22 protein-coding genes, 1 tRNA gene and 2 pseudogenes are annotated in these 25,964 nt (G+C 67.0%); 4 read left to right on the plus strand and 21 right to left on the minus strand.

The genetic code is table 11. From position 1 onward, the window contains the following. Position 1: 1 nt before the first annotated feature. The 8 genes and pseudogenes from GRX66_RS03090 to GRX66_RS03125 all read right to left on the minus strand — a co-directional run bounded on the left by GRX66_RS03090 (position 2) and on the right by GRX66_RS03125 (position 8,397). Entirely contained in the window at positions 2 to 694 is a 693-nt protein-coding gene (locus GRX66_RS03090) for a molecular chaperone TorD family protein (RefSeq protein WP_325063929.1), read from the minus strand. Between the two features lie 26 nt (positions 695 to 720). Beyond that, positions 721 to 1,540, minus strand: a pseudogene (locus GRX66_RS03095) (ethylbenzene dehydrogenase-related protein). Next, complete coding sequence (gene narH / locus GRX66_RS03100; RefSeq protein WP_159525220.1) at positions 1,533 to 2,588, minus strand: nitrate reductase subunit beta; 1,056 nt, start codon at positions 2,586 to 2,588, stop codon at positions 1,533 to 1,535. The pseudogene GRX66_RS03095 and the gene narH overlap by 8 nt, the downstream one beginning before the upstream one ends. Then, on the minus strand, positions 2,585 to 5,494 hold the full coding sequence (locus GRX66_RS03105) for a nitrate reductase subunit alpha (RefSeq protein ID WP_159525221.1): 2,910 nt from the start codon (positions 5,492 to 5,494) through the stop codon (positions 2,585 to 2,587). The genes narH and GRX66_RS03105 overlap by 4 nt, the downstream gene beginning before the upstream one ends. After that, positions 5,491 to 5,682, minus strand: coding sequence for a hypothetical protein (locus GRX66_RS03110; protein ID WP_159525222.1), 192 nt, complete (start codon positions 5,680 to 5,682; stop codon positions 5,491 to 5,493). Before GRX66_RS03110 ends, GRX66_RS03105 begins: the two co-directional genes overlap by 4 nt. Then, complete coding sequence (locus tag GRX66_RS03115) at positions 5,679 to 7,133, minus strand: cytochrome b (protein ID WP_159525223.1); 1,455 nt, start codon at positions 7,131 to 7,133, stop codon at positions 5,679 to 5,681. Before GRX66_RS03115 ends, GRX66_RS03110 begins: the two co-directional genes overlap by 4 nt. Next, complete coding sequence (locus tag GRX66_RS03120; protein ID WP_159525224.1) at positions 7,133 to 7,816, minus strand: QcrA and Rieske domain-containing protein; 684 nt, start codon at positions 7,814 to 7,816, stop codon at positions 7,133 to 7,135. Before GRX66_RS03120 ends, GRX66_RS03115 begins: the two co-directional genes overlap by 1 nt. Further along, complete coding sequence (locus GRX66_RS03125) at positions 7,813 to 8,397, minus strand: hypothetical protein (RefSeq protein ID WP_159525225.1); 585 nt, start codon at positions 8,395 to 8,397, stop codon at positions 7,813 to 7,815. The genes GRX66_RS03120 and GRX66_RS03125 overlap by 4 nt, the downstream gene beginning before the upstream one ends. A gap of 354 nt (positions 8,398 to 8,751) precedes the next feature. Between GRX66_RS03125 and GRX66_RS03130 the strand changes: the two genes are divergently transcribed. Next, positions 8,752 to 9,222, plus strand: coding sequence for a molybdopterin-dependent oxidoreductase (locus GRX66_RS03130; RefSeq protein WP_159525226.1), 471 nt, complete (start codon positions 8,752 to 8,754; stop codon positions 9,220 to 9,222). Between the two features lie 89 nt (positions 9,223 to 9,311). Here GRX66_RS03130 and GRX66_RS03135 read toward each other — a convergent pair whose 3' ends face one another. The 9 genes from GRX66_RS03135 to GRX66_RS03175 all read right to left on the minus strand — a co-directional run bounded on the left by GRX66_RS03135 (position 9,312) and on the right by GRX66_RS03175 (position 19,818). Beyond that, the gene (locus GRX66_RS03135; RefSeq protein ID WP_159525227.1) at positions 9,312 to 11,180 is read right to left on the minus strand and encodes a hybrid sensor histidine kinase/response regulator; all 1,869 of its coding nucleotides are present in this window, start codon (positions 11,178 to 11,180) and stop codon (positions 9,312 to 9,314) included. A gap of 216 nt (positions 11,181 to 11,396) precedes the next feature. Next, positions 11,397 to 11,498: transfer RNA gene (locus GRX66_RS03140), tRNA-Gln, on the minus strand. 56 nt (positions 11,499 to 11,554) lie between these two features. Continuing rightward, on the minus strand, positions 11,555 to 11,989 hold the full coding sequence (locus GRX66_RS03145) for a metal-dependent transcriptional regulator (protein ID WP_325063930.1): 435 nt from the start codon (positions 11,987 to 11,989) through the stop codon (positions 11,555 to 11,557). A gap of 49 nt (positions 11,990 to 12,038) precedes the next feature. Further along, positions 12,039 to 12,533, minus strand: coding sequence for a ferritin-like domain-containing protein (locus GRX66_RS03150; protein ID WP_325063931.1), 495 nt, complete (start codon positions 12,531 to 12,533; stop codon positions 12,039 to 12,041). 120 nt (positions 12,534 to 12,653) lie between these two features. Further along, positions 12,654 to 13,877, minus strand: coding sequence for a Fe-S cluster assembly protein SufD (gene sufD, locus GRX66_RS03155; protein ID WP_159525228.1), 1,224 nt, complete (start codon positions 13,875 to 13,877; stop codon positions 12,654 to 12,656). A gap of 1 nt (position 13,878) precedes the next feature. After that, complete coding sequence (sufB, locus tag GRX66_RS03160; protein WP_159525229.1) at positions 13,879 to 15,309, minus strand: Fe-S cluster assembly protein SufB; 1,431 nt, start codon at positions 15,307 to 15,309, stop codon at positions 13,879 to 13,881. Between the two features lie 12 nt (positions 15,310 to 15,321). Next, positions 15,322 to 16,230, minus strand: coding sequence for an ABC transporter ATP-binding protein (locus GRX66_RS03165; RefSeq protein WP_159525230.1), 909 nt, complete (start codon positions 16,228 to 16,230; stop codon positions 15,322 to 15,324). A 135-nt stretch (positions 16,231 to 16,365) separates the two neighbouring features. After that, positions 16,366 to 16,956 carry a DJ-1/PfpI family protein gene (locus GRX66_RS03170; RefSeq protein WP_159525231.1) on the minus strand — a complete coding sequence of 197 codons (591 nt, stop codon included), beginning with the start codon at positions 16,954 to 16,956 and terminating at the stop codon, positions 16,366 to 16,368. Between the two features lie 123 nt (positions 16,957 to 17,079). Then, complete coding sequence (locus tag GRX66_RS03175) at positions 17,080 to 19,818, minus strand: DNA-directed DNA polymerase (RefSeq protein ID WP_159525232.1); 2,739 nt, start codon at positions 19,816 to 19,818, stop codon at positions 17,080 to 17,082. A gap of 104 nt (positions 19,819 to 19,922) precedes the next feature. Between GRX66_RS03175 and GRX66_RS03180 the strand changes: the two genes are divergently transcribed. The 3 genes from GRX66_RS03180 (at position 19,923) to GRX66_RS03190 (ending at position 21,007) form a co-directional block, all read left to right on the plus strand. Further along, positions 19,923 to 20,117 carry a DUF7331 family protein gene (locus GRX66_RS03180; RefSeq protein WP_325063932.1) on the plus strand — a complete coding sequence of 65 codons (195 nt, stop codon included), beginning with the start codon at positions 19,923 to 19,925 and terminating at the stop codon, positions 20,115 to 20,117. 39 nt (positions 20,118 to 20,156) lie between these two features. Further along, on the plus strand, positions 20,157 to 20,504 hold the full coding sequence (locus GRX66_RS03185; protein WP_325063934.1) for a DUF7322 domain-containing protein: 348 nt from the start codon (positions 20,157 to 20,159) through the stop codon (positions 20,502 to 20,504). Between the two features lie 80 nt (positions 20,505 to 20,584). After that, positions 20,585 to 21,007: a DUF7346 family protein gene (locus tag GRX66_RS03190; protein WP_159525234.1), complete on the plus strand. Its 423-nt coding sequence runs from the start codon at positions 20,585 to 20,587 to the stop codon at positions 21,005 to 21,007. 24 nt (positions 21,008 to 21,031) lie between these two features. On the opposite strand, the pseudogene rad50 reads toward GRX66_RS03190, so the two are convergent. The 4 genes and pseudogenes from rad50 to GRX66_RS03210 form a co-directional block, all read right to left on the minus strand. Further along, positions 21,032 to 23,694: pseudogene (rad50, locus tag GRX66_RS03195) on the minus strand (DNA double-strand break repair ATPase Rad50). Then, positions 23,691 to 25,004 carry a DNA double-strand break repair protein Mre11 gene (gene mre11, locus GRX66_RS03200; protein WP_159525235.1) on the minus strand — a complete coding sequence of 438 codons (1,314 nt, stop codon included), beginning with the start codon at positions 25,002 to 25,004 and terminating at the stop codon, positions 23,691 to 23,693. The pseudogene rad50 and the gene mre11 overlap by 4 nt, the downstream one beginning before the upstream one ends. 70 nt (positions 25,005 to 25,074) lie before the next feature. After that, positions 25,075 to 25,509, minus strand: a complete 435-nt coding sequence (locus GRX66_RS03205; RefSeq protein ID WP_159525236.1) for a hypothetical protein — start codon at positions 25,507 to 25,509, stop codon at positions 25,075 to 25,077. 195 nt (positions 25,510 to 25,704) lie between these two features. Then, positions 25,705 to 25,947, minus strand: a complete 243-nt coding sequence (locus tag GRX66_RS03210; RefSeq protein WP_159525237.1) for a MarR family transcriptional regulator — start codon at positions 25,945 to 25,947, stop codon at positions 25,705 to 25,707. Between the last annotated feature and the right edge of the window lie 17 nt (positions 25,948 to 25,964).

Genomic DNA, 25,964 nt, shown 5'->3' on the forward strand with positions numbered 1-25,964 from the left:
CTCACGACTCACCGCCCCCGTTCAGGCGCCGGTCGAGGTCCGCGACGTCCGCGGCCGTGAACCGGTCGAGGAAGTCCGCGAACTCGCCGTACACTCCGGTCCCGGGCTCGGCGTCCAGGGCTTCGGCGACGCCGGTCGCGACGACCCGGAGGTGGCGGTCGTGGAAGTCGAGGCGGGCCGCCGCGACGTCGGGGTCGACGGCCGCCTCCCGCCGACAGAGGTAGCCCATGAACTCCAGCTGGAGGCGGACGTGGTCGTGGTTCCGGCGGGTCTCCTGGTCGACCTCGCAGCCGAAGTGCTCGTACGCTCTCGCGAGGTCGAGGTTCACCTCGTTCCACGACGCCTCCGGTCGGTAGTCCGACTCGTAGAGGGACACTGGTGGGCCGTAGTTCTGGACTGTCCCGTCGGTCCTGTCGACCACCTCCGAGTAGCCGACGACGAACAGGTCGTTGTACCGGGCGGACAGAATCTCCCGCTCGTCGTCGACAGCGAGGTCCGGCGCTTCGACGTCCAGGCCCGTCCGGTCGAGCAGGGCCGACAGTTCGTCAGCCAGGTCGCCGCTGTCCAGCGCCCGGTACAGCGTCTCCGTGGGCTCGGTGAAGGCCGTGGCTGCCACCGCGTAGACCGCACCGCGAGCCCCCGCCGTCACGCTGATCGCGTCGCCGAGGCGCTCCCAGTCCACCGGCGATCGCACTCGGTCGTGGTCGGGTGCCGGCACGGTCACCCACCCCGCGTCTGGCGGACGCCGATGATGGTCACGAGCGTCGTCGCGACGATGCCCAGCCCCGCGATCGTCCAGAGGATGAGTTCGTACGGTGGTCCCGACGGGCCCGGGCCGAGCGCCAGGTAGTACCACTCGCTTGCAGCCTTCTGTCCCGAGCGCTCCATGTTCCCGCCGTTCCAGGCCGCGATGGCGACGTCGACGTCCTGGTCAGTCGGAATCGTCGTCCGGTTCGCCGTCGACGCGTCCAGGGGCCGCGAGAACGCGACCTGCCAGCGGCCGTCCTCGTACGTCGCGTTCGCCTCCACGGCCGGGTCCTCGAAGGCCGTCGTCGTACCGGCGCCGCCAGCGAGCAGTTCCTCGGTCCTGCCGTCGGCCGTCCAGTACCAGACGTTGACCCTGTTGTCGGTGCTCCCCATCGCGATTGGCGGCCGACTCGACGCGTTCGACGGGAATTGGACCGCCACGGCGTCGGCGAAGGCTCGTATCCGGTCGGTCGAGGCGTTCCGGGACGGGTCCGCCCACGTCAACCGCAGGTACAACCGGTCGTCGGACTGGACGGCCGCGACAGTCGCGCGCTCGACCGTCGTGTCGTCTGCCGCCGGGACGTTGGCGCCCGCGCTGGTGAGCGGAATCGTCGCGGCCGGGACGTCGGTCCACGCGTCGTCGCCGGCGCGCTCGAGGGGACTCGGCGTCGGCCTCGTACTGGACGGGGATCTCGTAGGCCGGGCGCGCGTCCGCGAACGCGGGAGCGAGGCCCGCGGTCGCCAGCACCACCGCCACGAGTACCGCCAGGACCGCGAGGTCGCGGTTAGTCATCGAACACCTCCAACCGGTACTGTTCGGCTGTGTCCTTCGTCGTCAGCAGCTCCATCACTTCGCTGTCCTCGCCCTGCCTGACCCGGTCCCGCTCGCGCTCGATGGTGTTCAGCGCCTCGTTGACCTTCGGCCCGAACAGCTCCTCGAGGTAGGTGCGGGGGATGCGGTCGGCGTTGAGGGACTCGCCGCTCTCGGAGTGCTGTGGCGGCGCGAACGGCGGAATGTAGTAGACGTTCGGCTCGGTCCGGTACTCGGGGTGGAGCCGTACGGCGACCTCGTACTCGTTGACGAGCTTGTGGATGGGGCCGTCCTCGTCGTCGAGGTAGCCGACGAGCCTGAGCTGCGGCGGGCAGTCCGCGGCACAGGACGGCGGCCGCACCTCATCGTCGGGGCCCTCGCCCTCGATGCGCGGGTAACAGAAGATGCACTTCTCGGAGGTCTTCTTCATCGCGTTGTAGTACACTTTCTTGTAGGGGCACCCCTCGACGCAGTACCGGTAGCCGCGACACCGGTCCTGGTCGACGAGGACGATGCCGTCCTCCGAGCGCTTGTACAGCGCCGACCGCGGGCAGGCCTCCACACACGAAGGGTGCGTGCAGTGGTTGCAGATGCGCGGCAGGTAGAAGTAGTACGAATTGGGGTACTCGCCGGCGCCCTCGTCCTCGTCCCAGTTGGGGCCCCACGAGGCGGCGTCTCCCATCGGGCGGAGGGGTTCGTCGCTGCCCTCGTACATGATCTGTTCGTGGTTGAAGTCCCAGGGCGCGCCGTACGCCTCGTCGTCAGGGAGGTCCCCCGGCGTCCGCTGCTCGCCGTCGTCGTCCCAGCCGCCCCCCATTTCCTCCCAGTCGCGGGGATAGCCGGAGCCGGGCTTCGTCTCGACGTTGTTCCAGTACATGTACTCCCGGCCGCCGCCGTCCGTCCAGTTCGTCTTGCAGGCGATGGTGCAGGTCTGGCAGCCGATGCACTTGTTCAGGTCCATCACCATCGCGACCTGGTGGTCGATGCCCTCGGCGAGGTCGACCGCGTCGCCGTCGTCGGTCTGGCTCATCCGTCACCACCCCCGGTAGCGTCGCCCCCACCGGGTCCGTCTGCGACCTTCTCGACCTCGACGCGGACGTCGCTGTTGACGCCCGTGGGCCCCCAGTAGTTCGGGAAGAAGTGCAGGTGCTCTCCGGTGTCCTCCGGGTACTGGACGAGCTGTGTCGGCTTCATGTACATCGGGACCAGCGAATTGAAGTTCTGCCGGTCGGGGTACTGGAATTTCTCCCAGGCGAAGAAGTGCCGCACAGTCCCCGGTTCCCCGCTCGGGTAGACTTTCGCCTGCACCTCCACCTCGGCGAGGTCGTTGTACACGCGCACGGTGTCGCCGTCCTCGATGCCGCGTTCCGCGGCGTCCTCCGGATTGATGTAGACGGTCGGCTCGCCGCGCTGCAGGCGCAACATCTTGGTGTTCTCGCGCCACGTCGAGTGAATCGACCAGCGGCCGTGCGGGGTGTTGTAGCCGAGCGGGTACTCCGACTTCTCCTGTAACACGGGGGCGTCCTTGTGGGTCGGGAGCTGTTCGCCGACGTCCAGGAACCAGTCGTGGTCGATGTAGTACTGCTGGCGGCCGGTGAACGTCGGCCACGGGTTCTTGTCCTGCACGTAGTCCTTCCAGGGCGTGTAGGCCTCTCCATCCTCGATGTCCGAGGTCCAGTGGTCGCCGGCTGCGAGGAAGCGACGGGGCTGCTCGTCGATCTCGTCGAACGTGATCTGGTCGTCGACGTCGTCCGGGTTCGTCTCCTCGGAGTGGTCGAGAATGAACTCCGAGGCCGCGCGGTCGGACTCGAGGGCGCCCGCCTCGCCGGTCACCCAGTCTCGGACGTAGTCGTCGTGGATCGACGTGAGGTCGATCTCGCGGTCGAACGCCCGGTCCTGAACGGGGTCGACGTCGCGTTCCCGCGCGACCTCCTGGATCTTCGCGGCCAGCTCTCGGAAAATCTGCCAGTCGGTCTTCGACTCCCCGAGCGGTTCGACCGCGGGCGTGAACGGGTGGACGTACGTGTGCATGTCCGTCATCGAGAGGTCGTGTTTCTCGTAGTGGCTGGCCGCCGGGAGGACGATGTCGCTGTTCATCGCCGTCGAGTCCATCCGGAAGTTGACGTCCACGACGAGGTCGAGTTTCGGCCACAGTTCCTCCTCGACGGCGACGTTGCCCTTCGCCTGGTTGAAGTAGTTCCCCCGCCAGACGAACAACAGCCTGGGGTCCGGACGGCTGCCGTCCTCGCGCTCGGACGGATACAGCGGCATCCAGTCCCGCTCGATGGACTCCTGGATGCGCGATGCCGTCTCCTCGTCGGTGTTCTCGAGGATGCCCGCGTGGTAGTACGTCCACAGCGTCGTCGGCACGCCGCGGACGCTCCCGGTCGGGAACGACAGCCGTTGCCAGCCCTTGAACGTCCAGATTTTCTCCTGGCCGACGTAGTGGTCGAGGCCGGTGCCCTGTCGGCCGAGGTTCCCGGTGAGCGTCACGAGCAACTGGATGGCCCGGTTGCCGAGGTCGTTGTGGTACCAGTCGTTGACGCCCTTCCCGTGGATGATCTTCGCCCGGTCGACCCCGGCGAACTCTCGGGCGACGCGCTGATGGGTCTCGCGTCCGACACCGGTGACGTCCTGGACGTGGTCTGGGGTGTACGTCGACAACTCCTCGCGGAGGTTGTTCCACACCGACCGCACGGAAACTTCGCCGTCGGCCGTCTGGACGTCAGTCTCGACGGCCAACCGGGGGTCGAAGTCGAGTTCGATGCTCTCGGAGTGGTCGTGCTGGCCGTCGCGCTCGCCCAGCGAACCGGGCGCGGGTCGAAGCGTTCCCTCCGAGTCCTGCATGACGAACACGTACTCCGGCCGGTCCGCGTCGACGTCGAGGCCCTGCACCTCGCTCGCGCGGAGGAACTTCCCGGTGTCCTCGCGGACAAGCAGCGGCATGTCGGTCTGCTCCTCGAGGTGGGCCTCGTCGTAGAGCCCCTCGTCGACGATCGTGCGCGCCATCCCGAGTGCGAGGGCGGTGTCAGTCCCCGGTTCCGGGCTCAGCCACTCGTCGCAGTGGATGGCCGTCTGAGAGTAGTCCGTGAACACGCCGACGCGCTTCGTCCCCTCGTAGGCCGCTTCCAGGAAGTACTTCGCGTCCGGGATGCGCGTCACGTTGACGTTCGACCCCCACGCCATCAGGTAGTCTGCGTTGTACCAGTCAGCGGACTCCGCGTTGTCCGTCTGGGTCCCCCACGTGATCGGCTGGCCCGGCGGGAGGTCAGAGTACCAGTCGTAGAACGAGTGCGAGACGCCGCCCAGGAGGTTCACGAGCCGACTCCCGCCCGCGAACGACACGGGACTCATCGCCGGAATCGGCGTGAACCCGCTGATCGCGTCGTACTCCTCGTCTTCGGCGACCGTGTCGACGACTTCCTCCGCGATCTCGGTGAGTGCTTCGTCCCAGGAGATGCGTTCCCACTGGCCGTTGCCGCGCTCACCGACGCTCCGCAGCGGATACAACACGCGGTGGTCGGCGTTGACGTAGTCCGAGTAGCACGCGCCCTTCTGGCAGCCGCGGGGGTTGGGGTCGGGGAGGCTCTCGTCGAACTGGGGGTAGTCGCCGGCCTGGTCCTCGCGCCAGACCTGGCCGTTCTTGACGTACACCTCCCAGGAGCAACTGCCGGTGCAGTTCACGCTGTGCGTGCTCCTGGCGGTCGAGTCCCAGTCCCACTCCTCGCGGTAGAGGTCCTCCCAGTCCCGGTACGGGTAGGACCCGATCGGGTCGTCGACGACGTCGAGGCCGTCCATCTGGAGCATCGAGTCGCCGAGGACGCTGCTCGACCCGGCGACGGTCGCGATTGCACCGATCCCTTTCAGGAAGTCGCGTCGGGCCAGGTCCAGGCCGTCTGCGTCCGTGCTGTCGTGGGTTTCAGATTGGTCACTCATTGTTTGTCGATGATGACAGTAGCGAGCCCGAAGGCGACGCCGAGCGCCGCGAGCGCGATTCCAGGCAGCGTGTCGCCGCCGACCTCGAGGCCGGCGGCGACGAGTGCGACGCCGGTCAGTTTCGTCACGCGATCCAGCCAGCGGTACCGGCGGGGCGAACACGTGAACCGGCCGCGGGTGTCCGTCACGAGCCCCCACCTCCGGCGTCCTCGGTCCCATCGCTTCGCTCGTCGGTCACGTTGTCGCCCCCGTGACCCGAGTCGCTGGCGTCGGCGGAATCGCGCAGAACGGAGTACGTGAGCAGTCCCGCGGCCACGGGAACCACGAACAGCGCCGCGGTGAGGTACGGTCTGATGGCTGCGGTGTCCGACCCAAGCAGGTCAGCGACGATGACGTCCATGCCCGCGATGGAGGCGACCATGACGAACACGACTGCGGCGACGCCGACAGCCGTCTGCCGCGGCCGCTCGAACGGGTTCGCGGTGAAGTGGACCGGTTCCTGCTCGTAGTCGACGAACGGCCAGACGGCGACCGCGACGAACACCAGGCCCGGCAGGACGAGTCCGCCGACGAACTCGGAACTGAAGTGCACGCCCAGCAGGTCGAAGCTCATCCACGACGGCGTCAGCTTCAGGAACCCGTATCCCCACATCAGGAACCAGTCCGGCATGACGAGCGACGGGGTCGACGCGGGGTCGTTGGGGCCGTACTCGGCGACGTTGTGGACTGGGAGGAGGCCGGCCAGAAGCGACAGCGTCGCCAGCGTGAGGAAGAACACGACGGCGCTGACAGCCACCTGGTTCGGGACGGCCGGGAGACCGACGACGACCGAGTCGTCCTCGCGGTCGACGGCGTCGATGGCGTCCGACCCGGTGGTCGCTCCAGTTGCAGTGTCGGAGCCGTCCGCCCTCGCGGCGGGGCGCCCCTTCACGTCCTCGTCTCGCTCGGCTTCCGTGTGCTTCTGCCGGAGCAAGATCACCATGTGGACGCCGATGAGCGCCGCGATGAGCAGCGGTAACACGTAGACGTGCAGGAAGAAGAACCGCGGAATCGTCGCGCTGGCCGGGAACTCCCCGCCGAAGACGACCTGGCCGAGCAGGTCGCCGACGATCGGAATCGAGACGGCGACGTTGTAGCCGATGCCGGCAGCGGTGCTGGCGAACTCGTCGAAGGGCAGCGCGTACCCGGTGTACGCTGCGAACATCGACGTGCCGGCGAGCGCGGTGCCGACCAGCCAGTTCAGCTCGCGGGGGTTCCGGTAGGCGCCCGTGAAGAACACGCGCAGCATGTGCAGCCCCAGCGAGGCGACGAACAGGTGGGCCGCCCAGTGGTGGAGCCGCCGGATCAGCATCCCGAACGGCACGTCGTAGGTGATGTTGAGGACGCTGACGTACGCCGCCGGCATCTCCACGCCCTGGAACTCCGCGACGCTGCCCTCGTAGGCCACCTCTGTGGTGCTCGGCTCGAAGAAGAACCCGAGAAACGTCCCCGTCAGGACCAGTACGACGAAGCAGAACAGCGCCACTTCCCCGAGCAGGAACGAGTCCTCCGCGGGGAACGCCTTCCCGAGGAACTGCTGGGCGCCGCTCAGACCGAGCCGGTCGTCGAACGCCTCGTAGGCGCGGTCGAGTCGACTCATCAGCCACCACCCGGGCCCACCGGCCCCGTGAAGTCGCCCGTCGCGACGAGGTAGCCGTCACTCGAGACCGTGATTGGGAGCTGGGGGAGCCGACGCGGCGGCGGTCCGCCGGTCACGCTGGCCCCGCTCAGCGGGTCGAATCGGCCCGAGTGGCACGGACACACCAGGATGTCGTCGTCCCTGTCCGAAACCATGCAGCCCGCGTGCGTACAGACCTTCGAGTACGCCGCGTACCCGCCGACCGTGTCCGCCACGTTCGTCCCCTCGCCGTACGCCGATTCGGGGAACCGAACCAACAGCGTCGGCGCGTCGGCGATGCCGGGGCGCGGCTCCGGGAAGACGGTCGTGTGCTCGCCGTTCTCGAGGTGGTCCTCCGGAATCCGCTCGCCGTCTTCGTCGACGAGCGCAACGCCGTCGGAATACACGGGGCCCGTGTACCGCCGCTCGAACACCTGGGTCAGGCTGGCCAGTGGCGCGGCGAGGCTGCCGACGGCGGTTAGTCCGCCGATGGTCGCCAGCAGTTTGGCGTAGTCGCGCCGTTGCAGCTGTGCGCGTTCGTCCCGCCAGAACTCGCGGTAGATGCTCGGTTCGTCTGCACCGCCGCTCGCACAGGGACACGGGTCCTGTTCGCGCTCGTCGGAGCGGACGTAGCCCTCGTCGGCGTCCTCCTCGGCCCCGGTCATCGGTGCTCCCTCCGTTCGGCGACTTCGACGTGCGGCATGAACCAGGCGTAGTACGACACTGTCAGCCCCGTCAGTGACATGAACATCCCGAACGCGTAGACGCCGAAGTACTGGGTCCGCGCGAGCGTGAGATACTCGGCCGTGAACAGCGCCGCGAAGACGATGGTCAACACGGTGAGTCCGCCCATGGCGACGAGCCCCGCGAGCGCGTCGCTGGACGGAGCGTACTCGACGACCCAGCGGTCGTCAGTATCGAACCACGTGAACCCGGCCGCGTTCGCACCGCCGTCAGCGGCCGCAGCGTCCGGGTTCGCGTTGGGTCTGGCCGCCTCGTTCATGAACCGATGGAACACCGAGAGGAGACCGACCAGGGCGAACAGTGCCACCCAGACGATGACGCCGACCTGGCTCGGTGAGAGCTTGTTCGGAGTGTCTACGAACCCGTCCAGCGGGCGAATCTCCGTGACACTGTGATCGATTCGTACTTCCTCGGACGGTGGTTCTCCCTGGATTGCGACGAACCAGGTCGGGAGCAACACCGCGAGCACGACGCCGACGACGACGACATGTTCGAGTTGCATGCGTTGTTGCAACGGCGTGAGGCGTTGAGCTGGCTGTTCGGCCCCCTCGGAAACGCCAGCAACCCGGATCTCACGGTGTGCATCTCACTCCTCGGTCGCGGGGCGAAACGGTCGACCGCCCCGTCTCCAGATCTGGGCCCCGGTCGCCGGAAGCCGTTGGTCGGGCGCCCATTCCGGCCGTCACGTCTGCCTGGTGTTTGCGTGGGGTCAGTCCGACATGTGAGACCAACACAAGCGACCGTCTTAAAATTTGAGAGCACATTCGTGCATACCAGATTCGACAGGCGACGTATCCGTCGACGGCGTCCCCCGGCGTGACCTTCAACACCGTACCGGTCCAACACGACGGTACGGATGTCAGACACCGACCCGGCCACACCGCGGGAGTCTCCCGGGCGCGACGTCCGAATCCGGGGTGCGGACGAGCGGTCGCTGGCCGCCGTCCTCGACAGGCCGGACGTCTCGACGGTCGACCGCTCCGTCAGCTACGAATGCCTCTCCGAGGGGCGCAGAAACGCCGACTGGCTGGGCGTCCCGGTCGCGGACCTCGTGGACGCCGTCGAGGTCCCTCCTGCGACGACCCACCTCGTGGTGGAGAGCCGCGACGGGTACCGGAGTTGCGTGGCGGTCGACGAGGCCCTCGAGGGCTTACTCGCGCTCGAACGCGACGGTGCCAAACTCGACCACCCGCGGTTCCTGGCGCCGGGCATCGAAGGGCCGCGGGCGGTGAAGGACGTCGCAGCGCTGACGGCCGTCGCGCTCGACCCGGACGAGGACCGCTCGGAGTACGAGACGAGCGGCTCAGACTCGACTGACAGCGAGTGAACTGCTGCGGCGTCGCGACCCGCCATCGAGGAGTGCGGTTCGACTCGGAGACGCAGGTCTTCCCGGGGCTCCGCGGAACACGGGCAGTTCTACCCGCCGCCCGCAGGTCCCACGCCCGTAATCTCGAAGCGCGCCCCGCCGTCCTCGCTGTCGGTGACCGCGACGTCCCACCCGTGCGCGGACGCGATCTCGTTGACGATCGCGAGTCCGAACCCGGTGCCGTCCTCGCTGGTCGTGTACCCGCGCTCGAAGACGTCCTCGCGTTCGTTCTCCGGCACGCCCGGGCCGTCGTCCGCCACGTAGAACCCGTCGGCGAGTTCGCCGACGCGAACCGAAACGCCGTCTGCGGTGTCTGTCGAACCGTGCTCCACCGCGTTTCGGAACAGGTTCTCGAACACCTGCTGGAGACGGTCCGGGTCGCCGCGGACCGCGAACTCGTCCTCGACGGACAGGTCGGCGTCGGGCGTGGCGACGCGCTCCCAGCACCGGTCCACGACGTCGGTGACGTCGACGGACTCGCGCTCGGTGACCATCTGGCCCTCGCGAGCGAGCGTGAGCGTGTCCTCGATGAGCGTGTCCATGCGGTCCAGCGCGTCCCCGACGTCGTCGAGGTGCTCGCTGTCGCAGTCCGTCCTCGCGAGTTCCAGTCGTCCCTCCGCGACGTTCAGCGGCGCGCGCATGTCGTGGCTGACGATCGTCGCGAACTCCTCGAGGCGGTGGTTCTGGCGCTCCAGTTCCTCAGTGCGTTCGCGCAGGCGGCGCTCGGTCTCCAGGCGAGTCAGCGCTTCGCGGGCGTGGCCCACGAGCAGTTCCGCGAGTTCGCGGTCCGTCTCGTCGAAGGCGTTCTCCTCCCGGGAGACGGCCTGGAACGTCCCGATGTCAGCGATTGGCGTCGTCAACGCCGACCGGTACTCGGGGTCGGCTGGCGTGATCTCGGGTTCCCGCAGGTCGTCGACGACGATGGTCTCCTGGCGCTTGTACGCCCGCGTCGCGAACGTGTCGTCCTCGATCGGTGTGACTTCCCAGTAGCCCTCCGTGTCGAGTGCCAGCGACATCGCGCGCTGGACGAGCGCCTCGTCCTGGTAGACGTCCACCGCCACGAGGTCGAAGTCGAGGATGCCCTCGGCGGCGTCGACGAGGATGTCGTAGACTGCAGCCTCGTCGTTCGCGCTCTCCAGGTCCGTCGCGGCGTCGTGGAGCGCCGCCAGGGCTTTCCCGCGCTCCTTGCTGTCGGTCAGGTCCCGGACCGTACACACGAGTTCGCCTTCGTCCGTCGTCGCGAGCGTGTGGTCCTCGACGAACGTCGCGCCGTCCGCCCGCAGCCCGGTCGTGCGCCCGCTCCACCCGCCGTTGGTCTCCACGGCTGGCAGTATCTCCTCTCTGACGCGCGGGACCTCCTCCTCGGGGTACAGCAACTGCCAGTGCTCGCCGAGCATCTCCTCGGGTTCGTAGCCGTAGAGGTCGGCGTACGCCTCGTTCACGTACGCGAACTCGCCGTTCTCGTTCAGGATGCTGATTCCCTCCTCGGCGGCCTCGATGGCGTCCAGCTGGCGCTTCCGCTGGGACTTCGCCTTCGCCGTGTCGACGTAGTTCAGGACGCGGTTCGCGAGAATCGTGTACTGGTCGGTGCCGCCCTCCTTCTGCAGGTAGTCGGTCGCGCCGGCCGAGATCGCTTCGCTGGCGACCTCCTCGCTCCCCTTCCCCGTGAACAGGATGAACGGCAGGTCCGGGTATTCCTCGCGGACGTCCTCGAGGAACTCGATGCCGGTGCGCTCCGGCATGTCGAAATCGCAGACGACGCAGTCGACGTCGTGTTTGTCGAGCAGTGCATACCCCTCCTCGGCACTCGTCGCCGTCACGACGTCCAGGCGAGCGTCCTCCCGTTCGAGGAACTCACCCGCCATCTCCGCGAAGTTCGGCTCGTCGTCTACGTGGAGTACGCGGATGGACTCGGTCATTGCTCTGCCTATCGTCGTTTACCTGATGGGTCTACCGCTTAACCGTTCCGGATTTGTCGATGTTCGGAGGCGTGAAAGGTAGGGCCACGACGAGAATTCATGTAAGAACTTTGGTAGTGGTCCCGGGCGGATTCGGACCGCGAGGACTCGAACTCTCTCGTCCTCTGGGCTCGAATCCGGGGAACTATTCGCTCCTCACGTCCGTTCGTCGCAGAATAGTCCCGGGCGGATTCGAACCGCCGTCATGGGCTTACTTTCCGGTACGCAAACCCGTACCAGTCCAAAGGCCCATATGATTGGCCACTACACCACGGGACTTCGAATCGGAATAGTCGGAGGGCGTACTTGAGTAGTACGGTCTCGAGCGGTTTTCTTCAGTCGTCAGCTTCCACTCGGTCCTCGACCAGCAGGCCGCAGGCGTCCGCGTCGGCGTCGAAGCAGTCCGGGCACTGGGGCTCCCGGTCGATGATCATGTCGAGGCGGTCGGCGACTGTCTCGTCGATGACGGGTTCGAGCTGCCGGGCTTCCGCGCGGTAGTCGTCGACGTCGAGGACGTTCGCGAGGAAGCGCTCGAGGATGCAGTACGTCTGCAGCGCTTCTCGGGCGCGCGCTTCGCCGTCGTCGGTGACGGTCGCGCCCTTGTACTTCTCGTGGGCGACGAGCCCGCGGTCCTCGAGCTTCCCGATCATCTCGTTGACGCTGGCGGGACTGACGCCGAGGCGGTCGGCGAGGTCGCCGGTGGCGGCGGGGCCGTCCTCGAGTTCCTGCACGAGGAAGATCGTCTTCAGGTACTGGTCAGCGGTGTTCACGTGACGTCACCTCCCTGGCGGAGCACATCGACGTCGGGTCCTGTGGCGTTCATGCGCGGTCCTCCATGAGTTTCGCGACTTCCTCGACGCCCTCGGCTTCGGCCTCGCGGATCTCGCGTAGCGTCTCCAGTACCTCCTTGCGGTCGACGCTGAACGCCGCGGAACTGGACTCGACGGCGTCGATGAGGTCGTCGTAGAACTTGTACGCCGTCTCCTCGCCGTGCAGCTGGTCGTAGAGCACGCCGTCGAAGTCCTCCGGGCCGGTCTGCCCGTAGCTCTCCGCGACCAGGGCTTTCACGTCCTCGAAGGGGATGCTCTCGGCGTCCAGCCCGTCGATGAGGGCTTCGAGTTCGCGGCGGTGGTCGGCGGACTCGTCGCTGGCTTCCTCGAGCAGCGACTCGATTGCGTCGTCGCGCTCGTCGGCGGGCAGCGACTGGTAGTGGCGGTGTGCGCGCGCTTCCACGACCTCCTCGAGGACGACCCCGATCTGGAGGAGGCGCGCGAGCTGGTCGTCGGAGTCGACGCGGGCCGCGACCGAACTCACGCCGACCACCTCGCCGGCTGTGCGGTACTCATTGCTGGATACTGGGAGAGAAGCGGACTTAAACGGTTCCCTCCGACGGTCGAAGGGACGGCGAGCGAGTGTGTCGCGGCGAGGAACGGTCTACCGGAGGCGTTCGCGGACGCGTTCTGCGAGGTCGTCGCGGAGTTCCTCGACTTCGACTTCCTCGAGGACGGGCACGAAGAAGCCCTCGACGAGCATGTTCGTGGCGTCCTGCTCGGGGAGGCCGCGGTTCTCCATGTAGAACAGGTCCTCGTCGTCGACCTGGCCGACGGTCGCGGAGTGACTGGCCTCGGTGTCGTGGTTGTTGATGATGAGCTTCGGGGAGGCGTCGGCCTCGCTCTCGTCGCTCAACATCAGGGTGTTCTCGCGCTGGTACGACGACGTGTCCCAGGCGTCGCTGCCGACGTCCTGGACGCCCTCGTAGACGGAGCGGGCGTGGTCGTCGATGACGCCGCGGGTCACGAGGTCCGCGGTCGTGTGCTCGCCGCGGTGCCAGACCTTCGAGTCGAGGTCGAAGTGCTGGTCGTCGTGGCCGAAGAACGCGCCGACGATCTTCGTCTCGCTGGAGTCGCCGTTGAGCTCCGTGGAGACGCTGGTCTTCGTCAGGCGACTGCCGAGGTTCCCCTCGATCCAGTCGACCGTGCTGTAGGTGTCGGCGTCTGCCCGCTTGACAGTGTAGTTGTACGTGTCCTGGTCGAAGTCCTGGAGGCTGCCGTACTGGACGTAGGAGTTCTCGCCCGCGTCCACTTCGACGACGCCCGAGTAGTATCGACCCTCGTCGGCAGCGTCGGCGTCCGCCGCGGTGTCCTGGCGCTCCAGGATCGTAACGGAGGCGTTCTGCTCGGTGACGACCAGCGTGTAGTTGAACAGGGACTGCGACGTCATCGACGTCCGGATCGTCACGTCCTCGGCGTCGACGCCCGCGGGCACGTAGATGACGGTGCCGGTGGTGAACAGCGCTGTCGAGAGCGCGGTCAGGCGGTTCTCCGTGGGGTCGACGACGCTCCCGAACGTCTCCTCGACGAGTTCGGCGAGGTCGTCGTCCTGCAGCGCGTCGTGGAACGACGCGACCTCGATGTCGTCGACGCCGACCTGGTCTTTCTGTTCGGTCTGCCGGAGCGGGTCGACCAGTGCTTCGAACTCGAGGTCCTCGAGGTTCGTCCACTTGCGGCCGGGCGTCTTGATGACGCTCGGGTAATCGAGGGTCTCGAGCTGATCGAGCGCGTCGAGTCGCGCCTCCAGCAGCCACTCGGGCTCGTCGCGTTCGGCCGCCAGCTTGCGTACGGTCTCTTCGGAGATGTCCTGGTGAATCTGCGTGCTCATGTTATCCGAGGCTACCCTCCATCTCGAGTTCGATGAGGCGATTGAGCTCGACGGCGTACTCGATGGGCAGTTCCTCCGTGATCGGCTCGATGAAGCCGGCGACGATCATCTGCTTGGCGTCGTCGTCGTCCAGTCCGCGCGACTGGAGGTAGAAGACGTCCTCGTCGCCGATCTTGCCGACGGTCGCCTCGTGGGCGACGTCCACCTTCGACTCGTTGATCTCCATGTACGGCATGGTGTCGCTGGTGGACTCGTTGTCGAACATCAGCGCGTCGCACTCGACGGACGTCGAGGAGTTCTCGGCGCCGTCGGCGATGTGGACGAGGCCGCGGTAGTTCGTGCGGCCGCCGTCTTTCGCGATGGACTTCGACTCGATGGTGGACTTCGTGTCGGGCGCGTTGTGGTAGACCTTCGCGCCGGTGTCGATGTCCTGGCCTTCGCCCGCGAACGCGATGGTGATGTGGTTGTCAGTCGCGCCGCGCCCCTTCAGGATGGTGCTCGGGTACAGCATGGTGGCTTTCGACCCCATCGACCCGGACACCCACTCCATGGTCCCGTTCTCCTCGACGATGGCGCGCTTCGTGTTGAGGTTGAACGTGTTCTTCGACCAGTTCTGGACGGTCGAGTACTGCACGTGGGCGTTCTCCTTCACGAAGACCTCGACGCCGCCCGAGTGGAGGTTGTGGGAGCCGTACTTCGGGGCCGAACAGCCCTCGATGTAGTGGACTTCCGAGCCCTCCTCGGCGATGATGAGCGTGTGCTCGAACTGGCCCATGCCCTCCGAGTTCATCCGGAAGTACGCCTGCACGGGCATGTTCACGGTCACGTCCTCTGGGATGTAGACGAACGACCCGCCGGACCAGACGGCGCCGTGGAGCGCCGCGAACTTGTTGTCACTCGGGGGAACGCACTTCGTCATGAAGTGCTCCTTGACGAGTTCGGGGTGTTCCTGGACGGCCTCGTCCATGTTCATGAAGACGACGCCCTTCTCCTCCCAGCGCTCCTGCATGTTCTGGTAGACGACCTCGGACTCGTACTGGGCGCCGACGCCGGAGAGCGCTTCGCGCTCGGCCTCGGGGATGCCCAGTTGCTCGAACGTGTCCTGGATCTCGTCCGGGAGGTCCTCCCAGCTGTCGGCGCCGGAGCGCTTGTCGACGTCGGGGCGGATGTACGGCACGATCTGCTCGACGTCGAGTTCGGACAGGTCCGGCTGGCCCGGCCAGTCCGTCGGCATCGGCATCTTCTTGTACTGTTCGAGGGCGCGGAGCCGGCGCTCCAGCATCCAGTCGGGCTCGTCTTTGTCTTCGGAGATGAGCCGAATGGTCTCCTCCGTGAGGCCTTTCTCGGACTTGAAGGCGGACTTCTCCTCCTTCTTGAACTCGAATCGGGCCTCGGTGTCGGTTTCTTCGAGGTGATCTTGGTCTGAACTCATGGTTGTGTGTGGTTATGCCGTCTCGTAGACCTGGTCGCGCACCCAGTCGTAGCCCTCGTCTTCGAGCTGCTGAGCGAGCTCCGCGTCGCCCTCCATCACGATCTCGCCGTCCAGCATGATGTGGACGCGGTCGGGTTCGACGTAGTCGAGGATGCGCTGGTAGTGCGTGATCTGGAGGATCCCGGTGTCCTGTTCCTCGCGGAGGGCTTCGATGCCCTTCGCGACGTCCTGCAGGCGGTCGATGTCCAGCCCGGAGTCGATCTCGTCCAGCACGGCGATCGAGGGCTCGAGGATGGCGGCCTGCAGAACCTCGTTCTGTTTCTTCTCGCCGCCGGAGAAGCCGGCGTTGAGGTAGCGCTGGGCGAAGGATTCGTCCATGTCCAGCAGCGCCATCTTCTCGGAGAGGAGCTGCTGGAACTCGGCGACGCCGACGTCGCCGTCGTCCGCCGGGCCCTCCATCGGGGAGGTCTCGTAGCCCGCGTCCTCCTCCTCGTCGTCTTCGTCGTCGCCGAAGAGGAGTTCGTCGCGCTCGTCGAGTTTCGCGTTGAGCGCGGTCCGGAGGAAGTTCACGAGCGTGACGCCCTCGATCTCGGCGGGGTACTGGAAGCCGAGGTAGATGCCGAGCGCGGCGCGCTCGTTCGGTTCCAGTTCGAGGAGGTCCCACGTCTCGGCGCCCTCGGGAATCTCGTCGATGTCGTCGAAGTCGTTCGCTTCGATGTGAAGCAGGACTTCGCCGTCTGTGACGTCGTACGCCGGGTGACCGGCGACGATCTTCGACGTCGTCGACTTCCCGGAGCCGTTGGGCCCCATCAGCGCGTGGATCTCCCCCGACGGGATCTCCAGGTCGACGCCGTTGAGAATCTTCTCTCCGCCCTCTTCTGCGACTTCCGCGTGTACGTTTTTGAGTTCGAGCGTAGCCATTGCCTCAGTCGTCCTGACGAAGGGGACTGGGACGCATAACGGTTACGGAATCCCCCCTATCCGTTTTCTAATTCTCGAAAAACAGTTAGGGTTTGGGAAAACCTAAAAATTGATGGTCGAACCCGTACGTCCCGCTCAGTCGTCGGCCGCAACCGGCTTCCCGTGGTCGATTTCAGTGCCCAGGAGGTCGAGGTACTGCGCGATCCACTCCGGGTGGTCCGGCCACGCCTGCCCGGTCACGAGGTTCCCGTCCGTCGTCACCTCGTCCACCCACGAACACCCGGCCGCCTCCACTTCGGCGCGGACGGCGGGATACGACGTCATCTCGTAGCCGTCGAGGACGCCGGCCGCTGCGAGGATCTGCGGACCGTGGCACAGCGCCGCCACGGGCTTCTCGGCCTCGAAGAAGTGCCGGACAGTCTCCAGCACCTCGTCGTACGTCCGGAGGTACTCCGGCGCGCGGCCGCCCGGAACCACGAGCCCGTCGTAGTCCGCGGGGTCGACGTCCGCCATCGTCGCGTTCAGCGCGAAGTCGTGGCCGCGCTCCTCGAGGTACGTCTGGTCCCCGCGGAAGTCGTGGATCGCCGTCTTCACCGTGTCGCCGTCCTCCTTCTCGGGGCAGACCGCGTGCACCTCGTGGCCCACTGCCTGGAGTGCCTGGAACGGCACCATCATTTCGTAGTCCTCTACGAAGTCACCGGCGAGCATCAGTAGTTTCGCGCCCATGTTCGGACAAACGGCTGCCACGGAGATAACTGTTCGCTAGCCAACATTCGCTAGGGCCGGCCGTCGGGGCACTCCCGCCGGGTCGACTCACTGCTCCGGTCCCAGTCGCAGACCGCCGCCGGCTCACATGAAGTTCCCGAGACCGGTCTGGGTCTGCCCGCTCTTGACCTCCTCCCAGGAGATGTCCAGCGCCTCGAGGATGCGCTCGATTGGCCCCTTCAGGGTCTTGTCCAGCATCTTGTCGAAGTCAACCTCGAACTCGTCGGGAATCTGGTCGGCGTACTCGTAGCAGATGACGTCGTGGTCGGTCTTGAACTCCACGTACAGCGGGTCGTCCCGCAGGTCGGGGTTCTCCGCCTCCAGCTCCCGGAAGAAGTTCGGGTGGACCTTCCGGAGGTAGAGGCGCTTGGGTTTGGACCCGCGCTGGAAGTTCGTCCCCAGCAGGCGGTTCGCGTACTTCGCGCCCCTGACCTGCGCGGTGTCGGTGTCGTAGTTGTCCAGGCGCTTCCCGATGCCGCCAGGGATGCCGATGTCGTCGAGGTCCACGCTCCCCTGCTGGTAGTCCTCGATGACGTCGTGGACGTACTCCTCGACGGCGTCCACGTCGCCCTCCTTCACGATGAGCTCGATGACGCGCTTCTGGACGCGCTTCGTGATGGGCGCGATGTCCGAGCGCTGGTACTCGAAGCCCGTGATGTCGATGTCGTCGACGTCCTTGCCCTCCTTCCAGACGATGTGACCGGCGTAGCGCTTCTTCTTGCCCGCCTGGAAGAACCGCCGGTAGAGCTTCTCGAACTCGATCTCGAAGCGGTGCTCGTCCGCGTGCAACTCCTCGCGCGCGAACTCGTCGTAGGCGGCGTTGATGTGCTCCTCGATGCCGAAGGACTCCTCGATGGCCTCCTCGGTCGAAATCTGTCCCCCGAGTTCCAACATAACGCTGTCGGTGTCGCCGTATGCCACCTCGTGGCCGATTTCGTTCGCCGCGTCCTCGGTGAACGAGATGACCTCTCGACCCGTAGCGGTGACGGCAGCGCCCATCTCCTTGTCATAGAGCCGGAAGCGATCCCACCCAAGAACGCCGTAGAGACTGTTCATGATGACCTTCACCGCGGCCTGCTGGCGGTCGTAGCGGTCGTACGTCTCGCTGTCGGGGTCGTGCTCGTTGCGCAGCGACTTCTTCTGCTCGCGCTCCGCGAGCGTCTCGTCGATGATCTCCCGGATGATGCCGTCCGGTTCCTTCCGGAAGTGCGTTCCATTGGGAGCGCGGTACGTCTCGCCGTCGTAGGCCTCGGGGTCGACTTTCGTCTCCGGCGACGCGTTCGTCGTCACCATGCACATCGGGTACAGGCTCTTCAGGTCCAGCACCGTCACGTTCTCCCGGACGCCAGTAATCGGGTCGAAGACCGCGCCGCCCTCGTAGTCCTCTGACTCCTGCTGCCCCTTCGACGGCAGCACGAACCGGCCGTGGGCCTTGTGGAGGATGTAGAGGTCCACCGCGTCCCCGGGCGTGGTCGCGTCCTCGAGCTTGCAGCCGACGAACTCCGCGACCTCTTTCCAGAACGGGACGATGTTCTGCTTGCGGTCGATCTCCACGCAGAGCTCGACGTCGCGGATGTTGTACTCCAGGAGGCGCTCGGGGTCGTCCTCCCAGAGGTCGCCGATGTCGCCCGTGTAGCGTTCCTTCCCGGCGTCCAGTTCCTTCTCCCCGACCGCGTCCAGGCGGTAGGAGTCCAGTTCCGAGCGCTGCATCCGCTGGTAGCCGTACAGCAGGTCGAAGACGACCCGTCCCTTGACGTTCGGGCCGCCCCACCCGGACGTCCAGACCTCGTTCACCCGCGAGAGCCGGTCGGAGTCCAGGTCGTGGTCCGTGTAGGGGTCGAGTTCGTCGAGGCGGTCGATGTAGTACGGCGCGTCGAAGTCGTCGAAGTTCCAGCCCGTGAGGACGTCCGGGTCCGTCGTCTCGACGTACTCCAGGAACGCGTCGTGCATCGCCTCCTCGGTGTCGAACGCCCGGACTTCGACGTCGGCGGACTCTTCGAGGAGTTCGTGGTCGGCGACCTCGGATGGCGACGGTGCGGTGGCGTCAGGTGCCTCGTAGAGCCACGCGATGTACTCGTCGCGGTAGGAGTCGTGGCTCGTCAAACAGAGGACGGGTTCCTCGCCCTCCTCGGGGAACCCCGAGCGGTCGTCGACCTCGATGTCGAACGTGTTCACGCGCACGTCGCCGGCCACCTCGCTCGTCTCGATTTCGTCGTGGTGGACGTAGACGGCGCCGTCGTCGGCGCGGCGCTCCGGCACGCGCAGCCCGCTCGTGACGTCTTTGTCGATGAGCAGGCGGTTCGGGAACAGGATGTCCGCCTCGTAGTGGTCGAAGTTGTCCCGGATGTTCCCGACGTCGCGGGGCGTCCGCCCGAAGATCTTCGTGAGTTTCTCGCCGCGGATGGACTCGTAGGGGTCGCCGCTCTCGTCGGTCTCCTCGGTGCCGGTGATGGCGTCGTCCGTGAGGTCGTCCTCGTCGATGCTGTCTGTCGGCGCGTAGAAGTACGGCCGGAACCCGTGGACGCGGACGTGCTCGGCTGTGTTGTCCGCGGTGCGGCCGAACACGTGAACGACGGGGCGCTCGCGGTCCCCCCCGCCCTCGACGGTGTAGTCCACCTGGGTGACCATCAGTTCGACGTCGCCGTCGGCGTCCGGCAGCGCGTCCGCTTCCGCGCTCACGATCTCGGTCACGACGGGGTCCGCGTCGCCCGCCACCACCTCCGCCTCGGCCCGCCGCACGTCCTCGGGCACGTCCGCGCCGCCGTCGCCGTCGGACGCGCCACTCCCCTCGTGCATGAACTCGGAGAGGTCCGTGTCTTCCATTAGGTCGTAGTTTGGGCCTACCGCCTAAAAACTCGCCCTTCCGTGCGGCGAGTTCGGACACTGGGGGAAGGCTTATGCCATGCTACTTCATACCACATTCCGAGGTGACCAACGTGACTGACCACGCAGCGGGCGACGCGCATCGCCACAACGACGTCCCGCAGTTGCCAGAGGGCAAAGACGCCCGAGAGAACGTGGAGTCCTACGACACAGAGGACGGGGTCGTATTCTACGACGCCGAGAATCCGCTCGCGTGGCTCAAAGCGACGAACGCGATGTCGCTGGGCGACGTGCTCTGATAGGTAACGCTTTTCCACCGACGACGCCCTTCTTCGACCGTGCTGGACGACCTGGTGCCCGACGAGCAGTCCGACGCCGAGCGCGAACTCGCGCCGTCCGTCGACGTCCCCGACGAGTCCGACGCCGACCCTCGCCTCCAGCGGCAGTTCTGGCTGCTCGTGCTCGTGTTCAACGTCGCGCTGATGGCGCTCAGCGTCGGCGCGATGCTCGCAGTCTTCCGCGGCCAGTGGGACACCGGGGGTAGCCTCGTCGGTGCGGGCACCGTTCTCACCGCCTACGGCTACTACAAGTACCGCGTCTACTCGCAGAAAGACGCGGCGGACGATGACGCGGACGCCGACGTGGACGCGGACGCCGACGTGGACGCGGACCCACAGGACGAGTAGCCCGCGACCAGTTTTTCTTGGGCCACCGTGGCTCCCCCGGACCCGGAACGCCTAACGCCCAGCAGTCGCTGTGTGCTCGTATGCGAACGGTCCGCGACGAGGACGGGCGACGCTACGTCCTGCTCAAGGAGAGCACCGACAGCAGCCTCGTCCGCGACCCCGAGACGGGGGAGGAACGCCACCTCCCCAACGACGACCTCGAACCAGCGGGCGGAGAGGCCCCGTTGGCGGTCCTCGCAGACGCGATTCCGGAGGCCGCGCGCCGCGTCGTCAGCGCGTGCCACGACGACTGGCACCTGGGCCTCCTCGTCGACCTCGCGGACCGCGGCCCGCTGGCCGCCCGCGAGATGCTCGGCGCCTACGACGCCTGCGAGAGCGACCTCGTCGGCTCGCTCACCGAACTCCGCGCCGCCGGCCTCGTCGAGGAGACGACTGTCGCCGGCGAGCGCGGCTACCGGCTCACGGATCTCGGCGAACGCGGCGTCGCTGCGCTTCGCGACTAGGGATGGGCGTGCTCCCGGCGCCACTCAGTCCGCCAGTACTTCCGCGGCGTCCCTGACGATCCGCGACCGGTTCGTCGTCGCGTCCTTCTCCACGCGCACCACGTCGTCCGCGGCGTCCACGAGCTCGTCGTCGTGGCTCACCACGACGATCTGCTCGACGCCCTTCCGGCGCATCGAATCCACGAGTTCCACGAGCTGCGAGATGTGTCCGGAGTCGAGGAACACCGTCGGTTCGTCGAGGATGAGCGGCGGCATCGGCGCGTCGCCCTCGATGCCCTCCGCGAGCAACTGGTAGATGGCACACCGCAGGCTGAGGTTGAACAGCGCGCGCTCGCCGCCCGAGAGCTGTTCGGGTTCCAGGGGCTCGCCGTCCTTCTGGTAGACCGTCAGCTCGTACTCGCCGGAGAGCTCGATGCGCGCGTACGAGTCGTTCTGGTAGACGAGGTCGAACGTCTCGTTCAGCAGGCGTTCGAGTTTCGTGACGTTCTGCTGGCGGAGTTCAGCGCGCAGGTCGCCGTACATCGACTCCAGTTCCGACACCTCGTCGTGGATCGACGTGAGTTCGGCGAGCCGCGCGGCGACCGTCTCGCGCTGGTCGCGCAGTTCCTCCAGCGCCTCGATGGCGTTCTCCGCGGCTCCGATCTGCCCCTGGAGGTCGTCGCGGTCCTCGTACAGCGACTCCAGCTTCGGCTCGACCTTCTCGATGTAGTCCTCGGCGCGTTGCCTGTTCTCCCTGGCTTCCTCGATGCGGTCCTCGTCGAACGCCGCCTCGAGGGTCTGCTTGCGCTCCCGGAGGTCGGCGAGGCGCTCGCGGCGCTCGTCGTTGCGGTCCGCGAGGTCCGCTCGCTTCTCCGCGAGCTGGTCGGCTTTCTCCCGCTTGTCCGCGGCCGCCGCCAGCAGGTCCGCCAGGTCGTCGAGGACTGAGATGCGTTCCTTGAGCTCGGTCTGCTCGGCGTTCAGCTCCGCGAGTTCCTCGCGCTTGGCGTCGGCCTGCTCGCGCTTCGATTTGGCCTCCTCGCGGGCGTCCAAGGCCTGCGAGTCGAGGTCGGCGGCGTCCTCGCGCTTCTGTGCGGCGGCTTCTCGCGCCTCCTCGGCGGCCGCTTCCCGGTCGTCGCGGCGGTCCTCGGCGAGTTCACGGTTGCGCTCCAGTTCGGCGACCTCGCGCTCGCACTCCACGAGCGCCTCCGCGCGGTCGATGCGGTCGGTGACGTCGTCGCGTCCGCCTCGATGGCCTCCAGTTCCGCCTCCAGGTCGGCGACGCGCTCGCGGTACTCGTCGACGCTCTCGACGTGCGGCGACCCGTCGACCGGCTGCCCGCACTCCGGGCACTTCCCGGCGTCCAGTAACTCCTCGGCCTCCTCGACGCGGTCCGTCGCGGACTGCAGGTCCGCGCGCACGTCCTCCCGGCGCTCCCGGAGGTCCGCTAAGTCGGCTTCCAGCGACTCGCGGTGGGCCGTTGCGTTCCCGAAGCCAACCGGCGCGTCCTCGAATGCCGCCTTCGCCTCTGCGATTTCCCCGTCCAGGTCCTCGATGCGCTCGACGGCCTCCTCGCGGTCAGACTCGGCCTCCTCGGCCTCCGCCTCGAGTTCGTCGGCCGTCTCCCGCACGTCCTCGGCGCGGTCTTCGAGGTCCTCGGCGCGCTCGGCGGCGTTCTCGGCCTCCGTCTGGAGTCTGGAGACGTCGGGCGCGACCTCCGAAATCTGCTCGGTGACCGACTCGCGCTGGTCGGCGAGGTCCTCGCGCAGCGACGCCACCGCGTCCTCGTCGGCTTGCTCGAGTTCAGTGCCAGCGACCAATTCTGACGCCTCGTCCTCGAGGTCGCTGGCGACCGCCCGGAGGTCGCTGGCGCGCTCGGCCAGGTCCTCGCGCTCGCTGGTCGTCTCCGCGATGGCCGCCCGGACGTCCGAGATGGTTCCCTCGACGTCCGCGAGTTCCTCGCGTTTCTCCTCGTAGCGCTCCAGAACGTCCCGGGCGTCCGCCAGGGTCTCCCTGGCGGTGTCCCGCTGGTCCTCGTAATTCTCGATGTCCGCCGCGACGTCCGCGAGGTCGGATTTGAGGCTCGCGAGCGTCTCGTGGGGCTCGTCCGCCTCCCGGGCCTCGATCTGTTCGTCGAGCTGGTCGAGTTTCCCCTCGACGTTGCTCCTGACGTCCTCCACGCCGAGGCGGGCGTCGCCCGCGCGCTGCCGGTACTCCTCGAGCTTCCCGAGCTGGAGGAGGTCGTCCAGCATGTCCTGGCGGGTGGACGGCGACGCGTTGATGAGCTTGTTCACTTCGCCCTGCCGGACGTACGCGCAGTTCACGAACGCCTCGGCGTCCATTCGCAGGAGCTCCGTGACGTGACCCTCGACGTCGGTGACCCCGTCGATGCTGCCCGACGGCGTCTCGAGCACGCAGTCCGCGGTTGTCGCGCGGTCGCCCGTGTAGCGAATCCGGCGGTGGACGTGGTACTCGCTGCCCGCGTGCGTGAACCAGAGGTCGATTTCGGCTTCCTCCGCGCCGATGGTGACGATCTCGTCCAGCGTCTTGTCGAGGGCGTTCGCGCCGTACAGCGCGAAGAAACACGCCTCCAGCAGGCTGGACTTCCCGCTGCCGTTGAGGCCGTGGATGACCGTCACGCCCCGGTCGAGGCGGACGTCGGCGTCCTCGTAGCACTTGAAGTTCCGCAGGGAGACTCTGGTGAACCTCACGAGAAGTCCTCCATGGTGGTCGCCTCTACCTGCGCAGTCGATTCGTCGTCGTCACCGGCCCCGACGTCGTGGTCGGTCGCCTCGTCGTCGCTGTCGACAGTCTCGTCGTCGCCACCAGCCGGTTCGTCGTCGCTGTCGACAGACTCGTCCCCGCCACCTGCCGCGTCGTCGCCACCTTCGCGCGGTTCGTCGTCGACGTCGTCGCTCGCGTTCGCTGGTTCGTCCTCGAGCACCGCCTCGACGCGCTGCTTGACGCGCTCGCGGACGTTCGAGTCCGCGACGCCGTCGTCGCGGACCGTGTCGTCGACGTCGAGGCTCGCTTCACTGAGCCCCATCTCGCGGACGCGCTCCCTGACGGCCTCGTCGGGGTCCGCGAACGAGACTTCGACGTCGTCGTCGGCCTCGACCTCGCGGCGGTCGTTCACGCGCGTGATGAGAGCACCGCGCTCGTCGCCGAAGCGCTCGACGTCGGCGGGCGTGACGGTGTCGCCGCCGCCCTCGACAGTGACGATGACGACGGCGCCCTCGAGGTCGCGCTCGCGGAGTCGCTCGCGGACGTACTCGGTGCCGTCCTCGGGCCCGAGGTCGACGTCCACGAACACGAAGTCGCGGGTGTCCAGGCCCTTCCGGGAGATGGCGACGTCGCCGTCCTCGAAGTCGACGAGGTTGTAGCCGCGCGCCTCGCGCTCGCTCGCGCTCGCTCGCTCGGTGGACCCACAGTACGTCACCCAGGTGTCTGCGACCTGGGCGGTGTCTGCTTCGTGGTTGTCGCCGAGGAGGACGGCGTCGAAGTCGACGTTCGATTCCTCGAGCACGACGTCGAGGTCCCAGTTGGCGTGCGCGAACGGCGTGAACAGGCCGTGCGAGACGAGCGCGGAGTGGTCGGCGTCCCGTTCGTCGAACTCGTAGTCGAGGTCCGGTCGCTTGGACTCGGGGACGTAGTCCTGGCCGTAGAAGACGGTGTCCTCGACCACGCGGCCGGTCTCGTCGAGGCGTTCGGCGAGGTCCAGCGTCTCGAAGAGGTCCAGCCACTGGGCGTCCCGCGTGCCCTCGTGGTTGCCGACGATGGCGAGGAACGGGATGTCGTTCTCCCGCAGCGGTCGGAGGACGGAGATGGTCCCGAGGATGTCTCGGAGGCCGGGCCGCCGGTCGTGGTAGAGGTCGCCCGCGTGGACGACGGCGTCGACGTCCGCCGCGACGGCGTCCTCGACCACCGACCGGAACGCCTCGAGGAAGTCCTCGCGGCGCTCGGGGGCGTGGTACTGGCGGTAGCCGAGGTGGGTGTCCCCCGTGTGGATGACGCGAACCATTTGCTGTGAAGGTGTAGCGGTACGGCGGATAAAGGTTCGGCGCTTTTGCGGACCGGGAGCGCTCCCTCTGTCAGTTCGTACCGACTGGGACGACGGCCTGGAGCCGCTTGACGACGTGGAACGTGAGGATGGCTTCGACGAAGTACAACGGTGCGAGCAGGTGGATTTCGATGAGCGGTCCGAGGACGTCGAACAGCCCGTCCCAGCTCGCCCACGTGTCGATGGGGAACGCGTAGAAGCCCAATGGAATCCCGATCAACAGGACGCCCGTAATCAGGGTGGCTGCGAGGACGGCGGGGAGGCCCGCGAACTGGAGACCGAACTCCCACTCGTCGGTCCGGGGGCCGTTGAGGACGCCCGCGAGACAGCCCGCGAGCAGCACGGTGTTCAGGGACGGGTCGGCGAACCTGCCGGCCGTCCCGACGACGGCGACGAGCAGCGTCGCCTGGAGGATTCTGTCGTCTGTCGAGAGGTACTCGAATGGGTGCTTGGAGGGCAACCGCATGCCCAGGAGGGGAGGAAACAGGTCCTAAAGTGTTGGGATGACGATTAGATCGGGTGACGACCCAGGGCACCCGAGACCGTGGGGTCGGGCGTGTAGCTGGGTTCGCGGTCAGAGACTGCCGCAGGATGTGTTGGCGGTCAGAGACTGCCGCAGGATGTGTTGGCGGTCAGAGACTGCCGCAGGATGTGTTCGCGGTCAGGCGAGCGTGTAGATGCGCTTGCGGGCGTCCGAGAACGAGAACCGGGACTCGACGACCTCGTGTTCCTCGAGGCGGGTGAGCGCGTAGCGGACCGTGCGTGCGGGAAGCAGGGTTTCTTCTGCGAGTTCGCTCTGGGTGAGGGTGTCGTTGTATTCCAGGACCTTCGCGACCAGCTTGGCGCTGGGCGGCAGGTCTTCGAGTGCTTCGACCGTGTCGCCGTCGAGTGCGGTGGCGCTCATACCACCCCATACTGAAT

Origin of the sequence: Halobacterium bonnevillei, assembly GCF_009831555.1 — an archaeon.
GTDB lineage: Archaea > Halobacteriota > Halobacteria > Halobacteriales > Halobacteriaceae > Halobacterium > Halobacterium bonnevillei.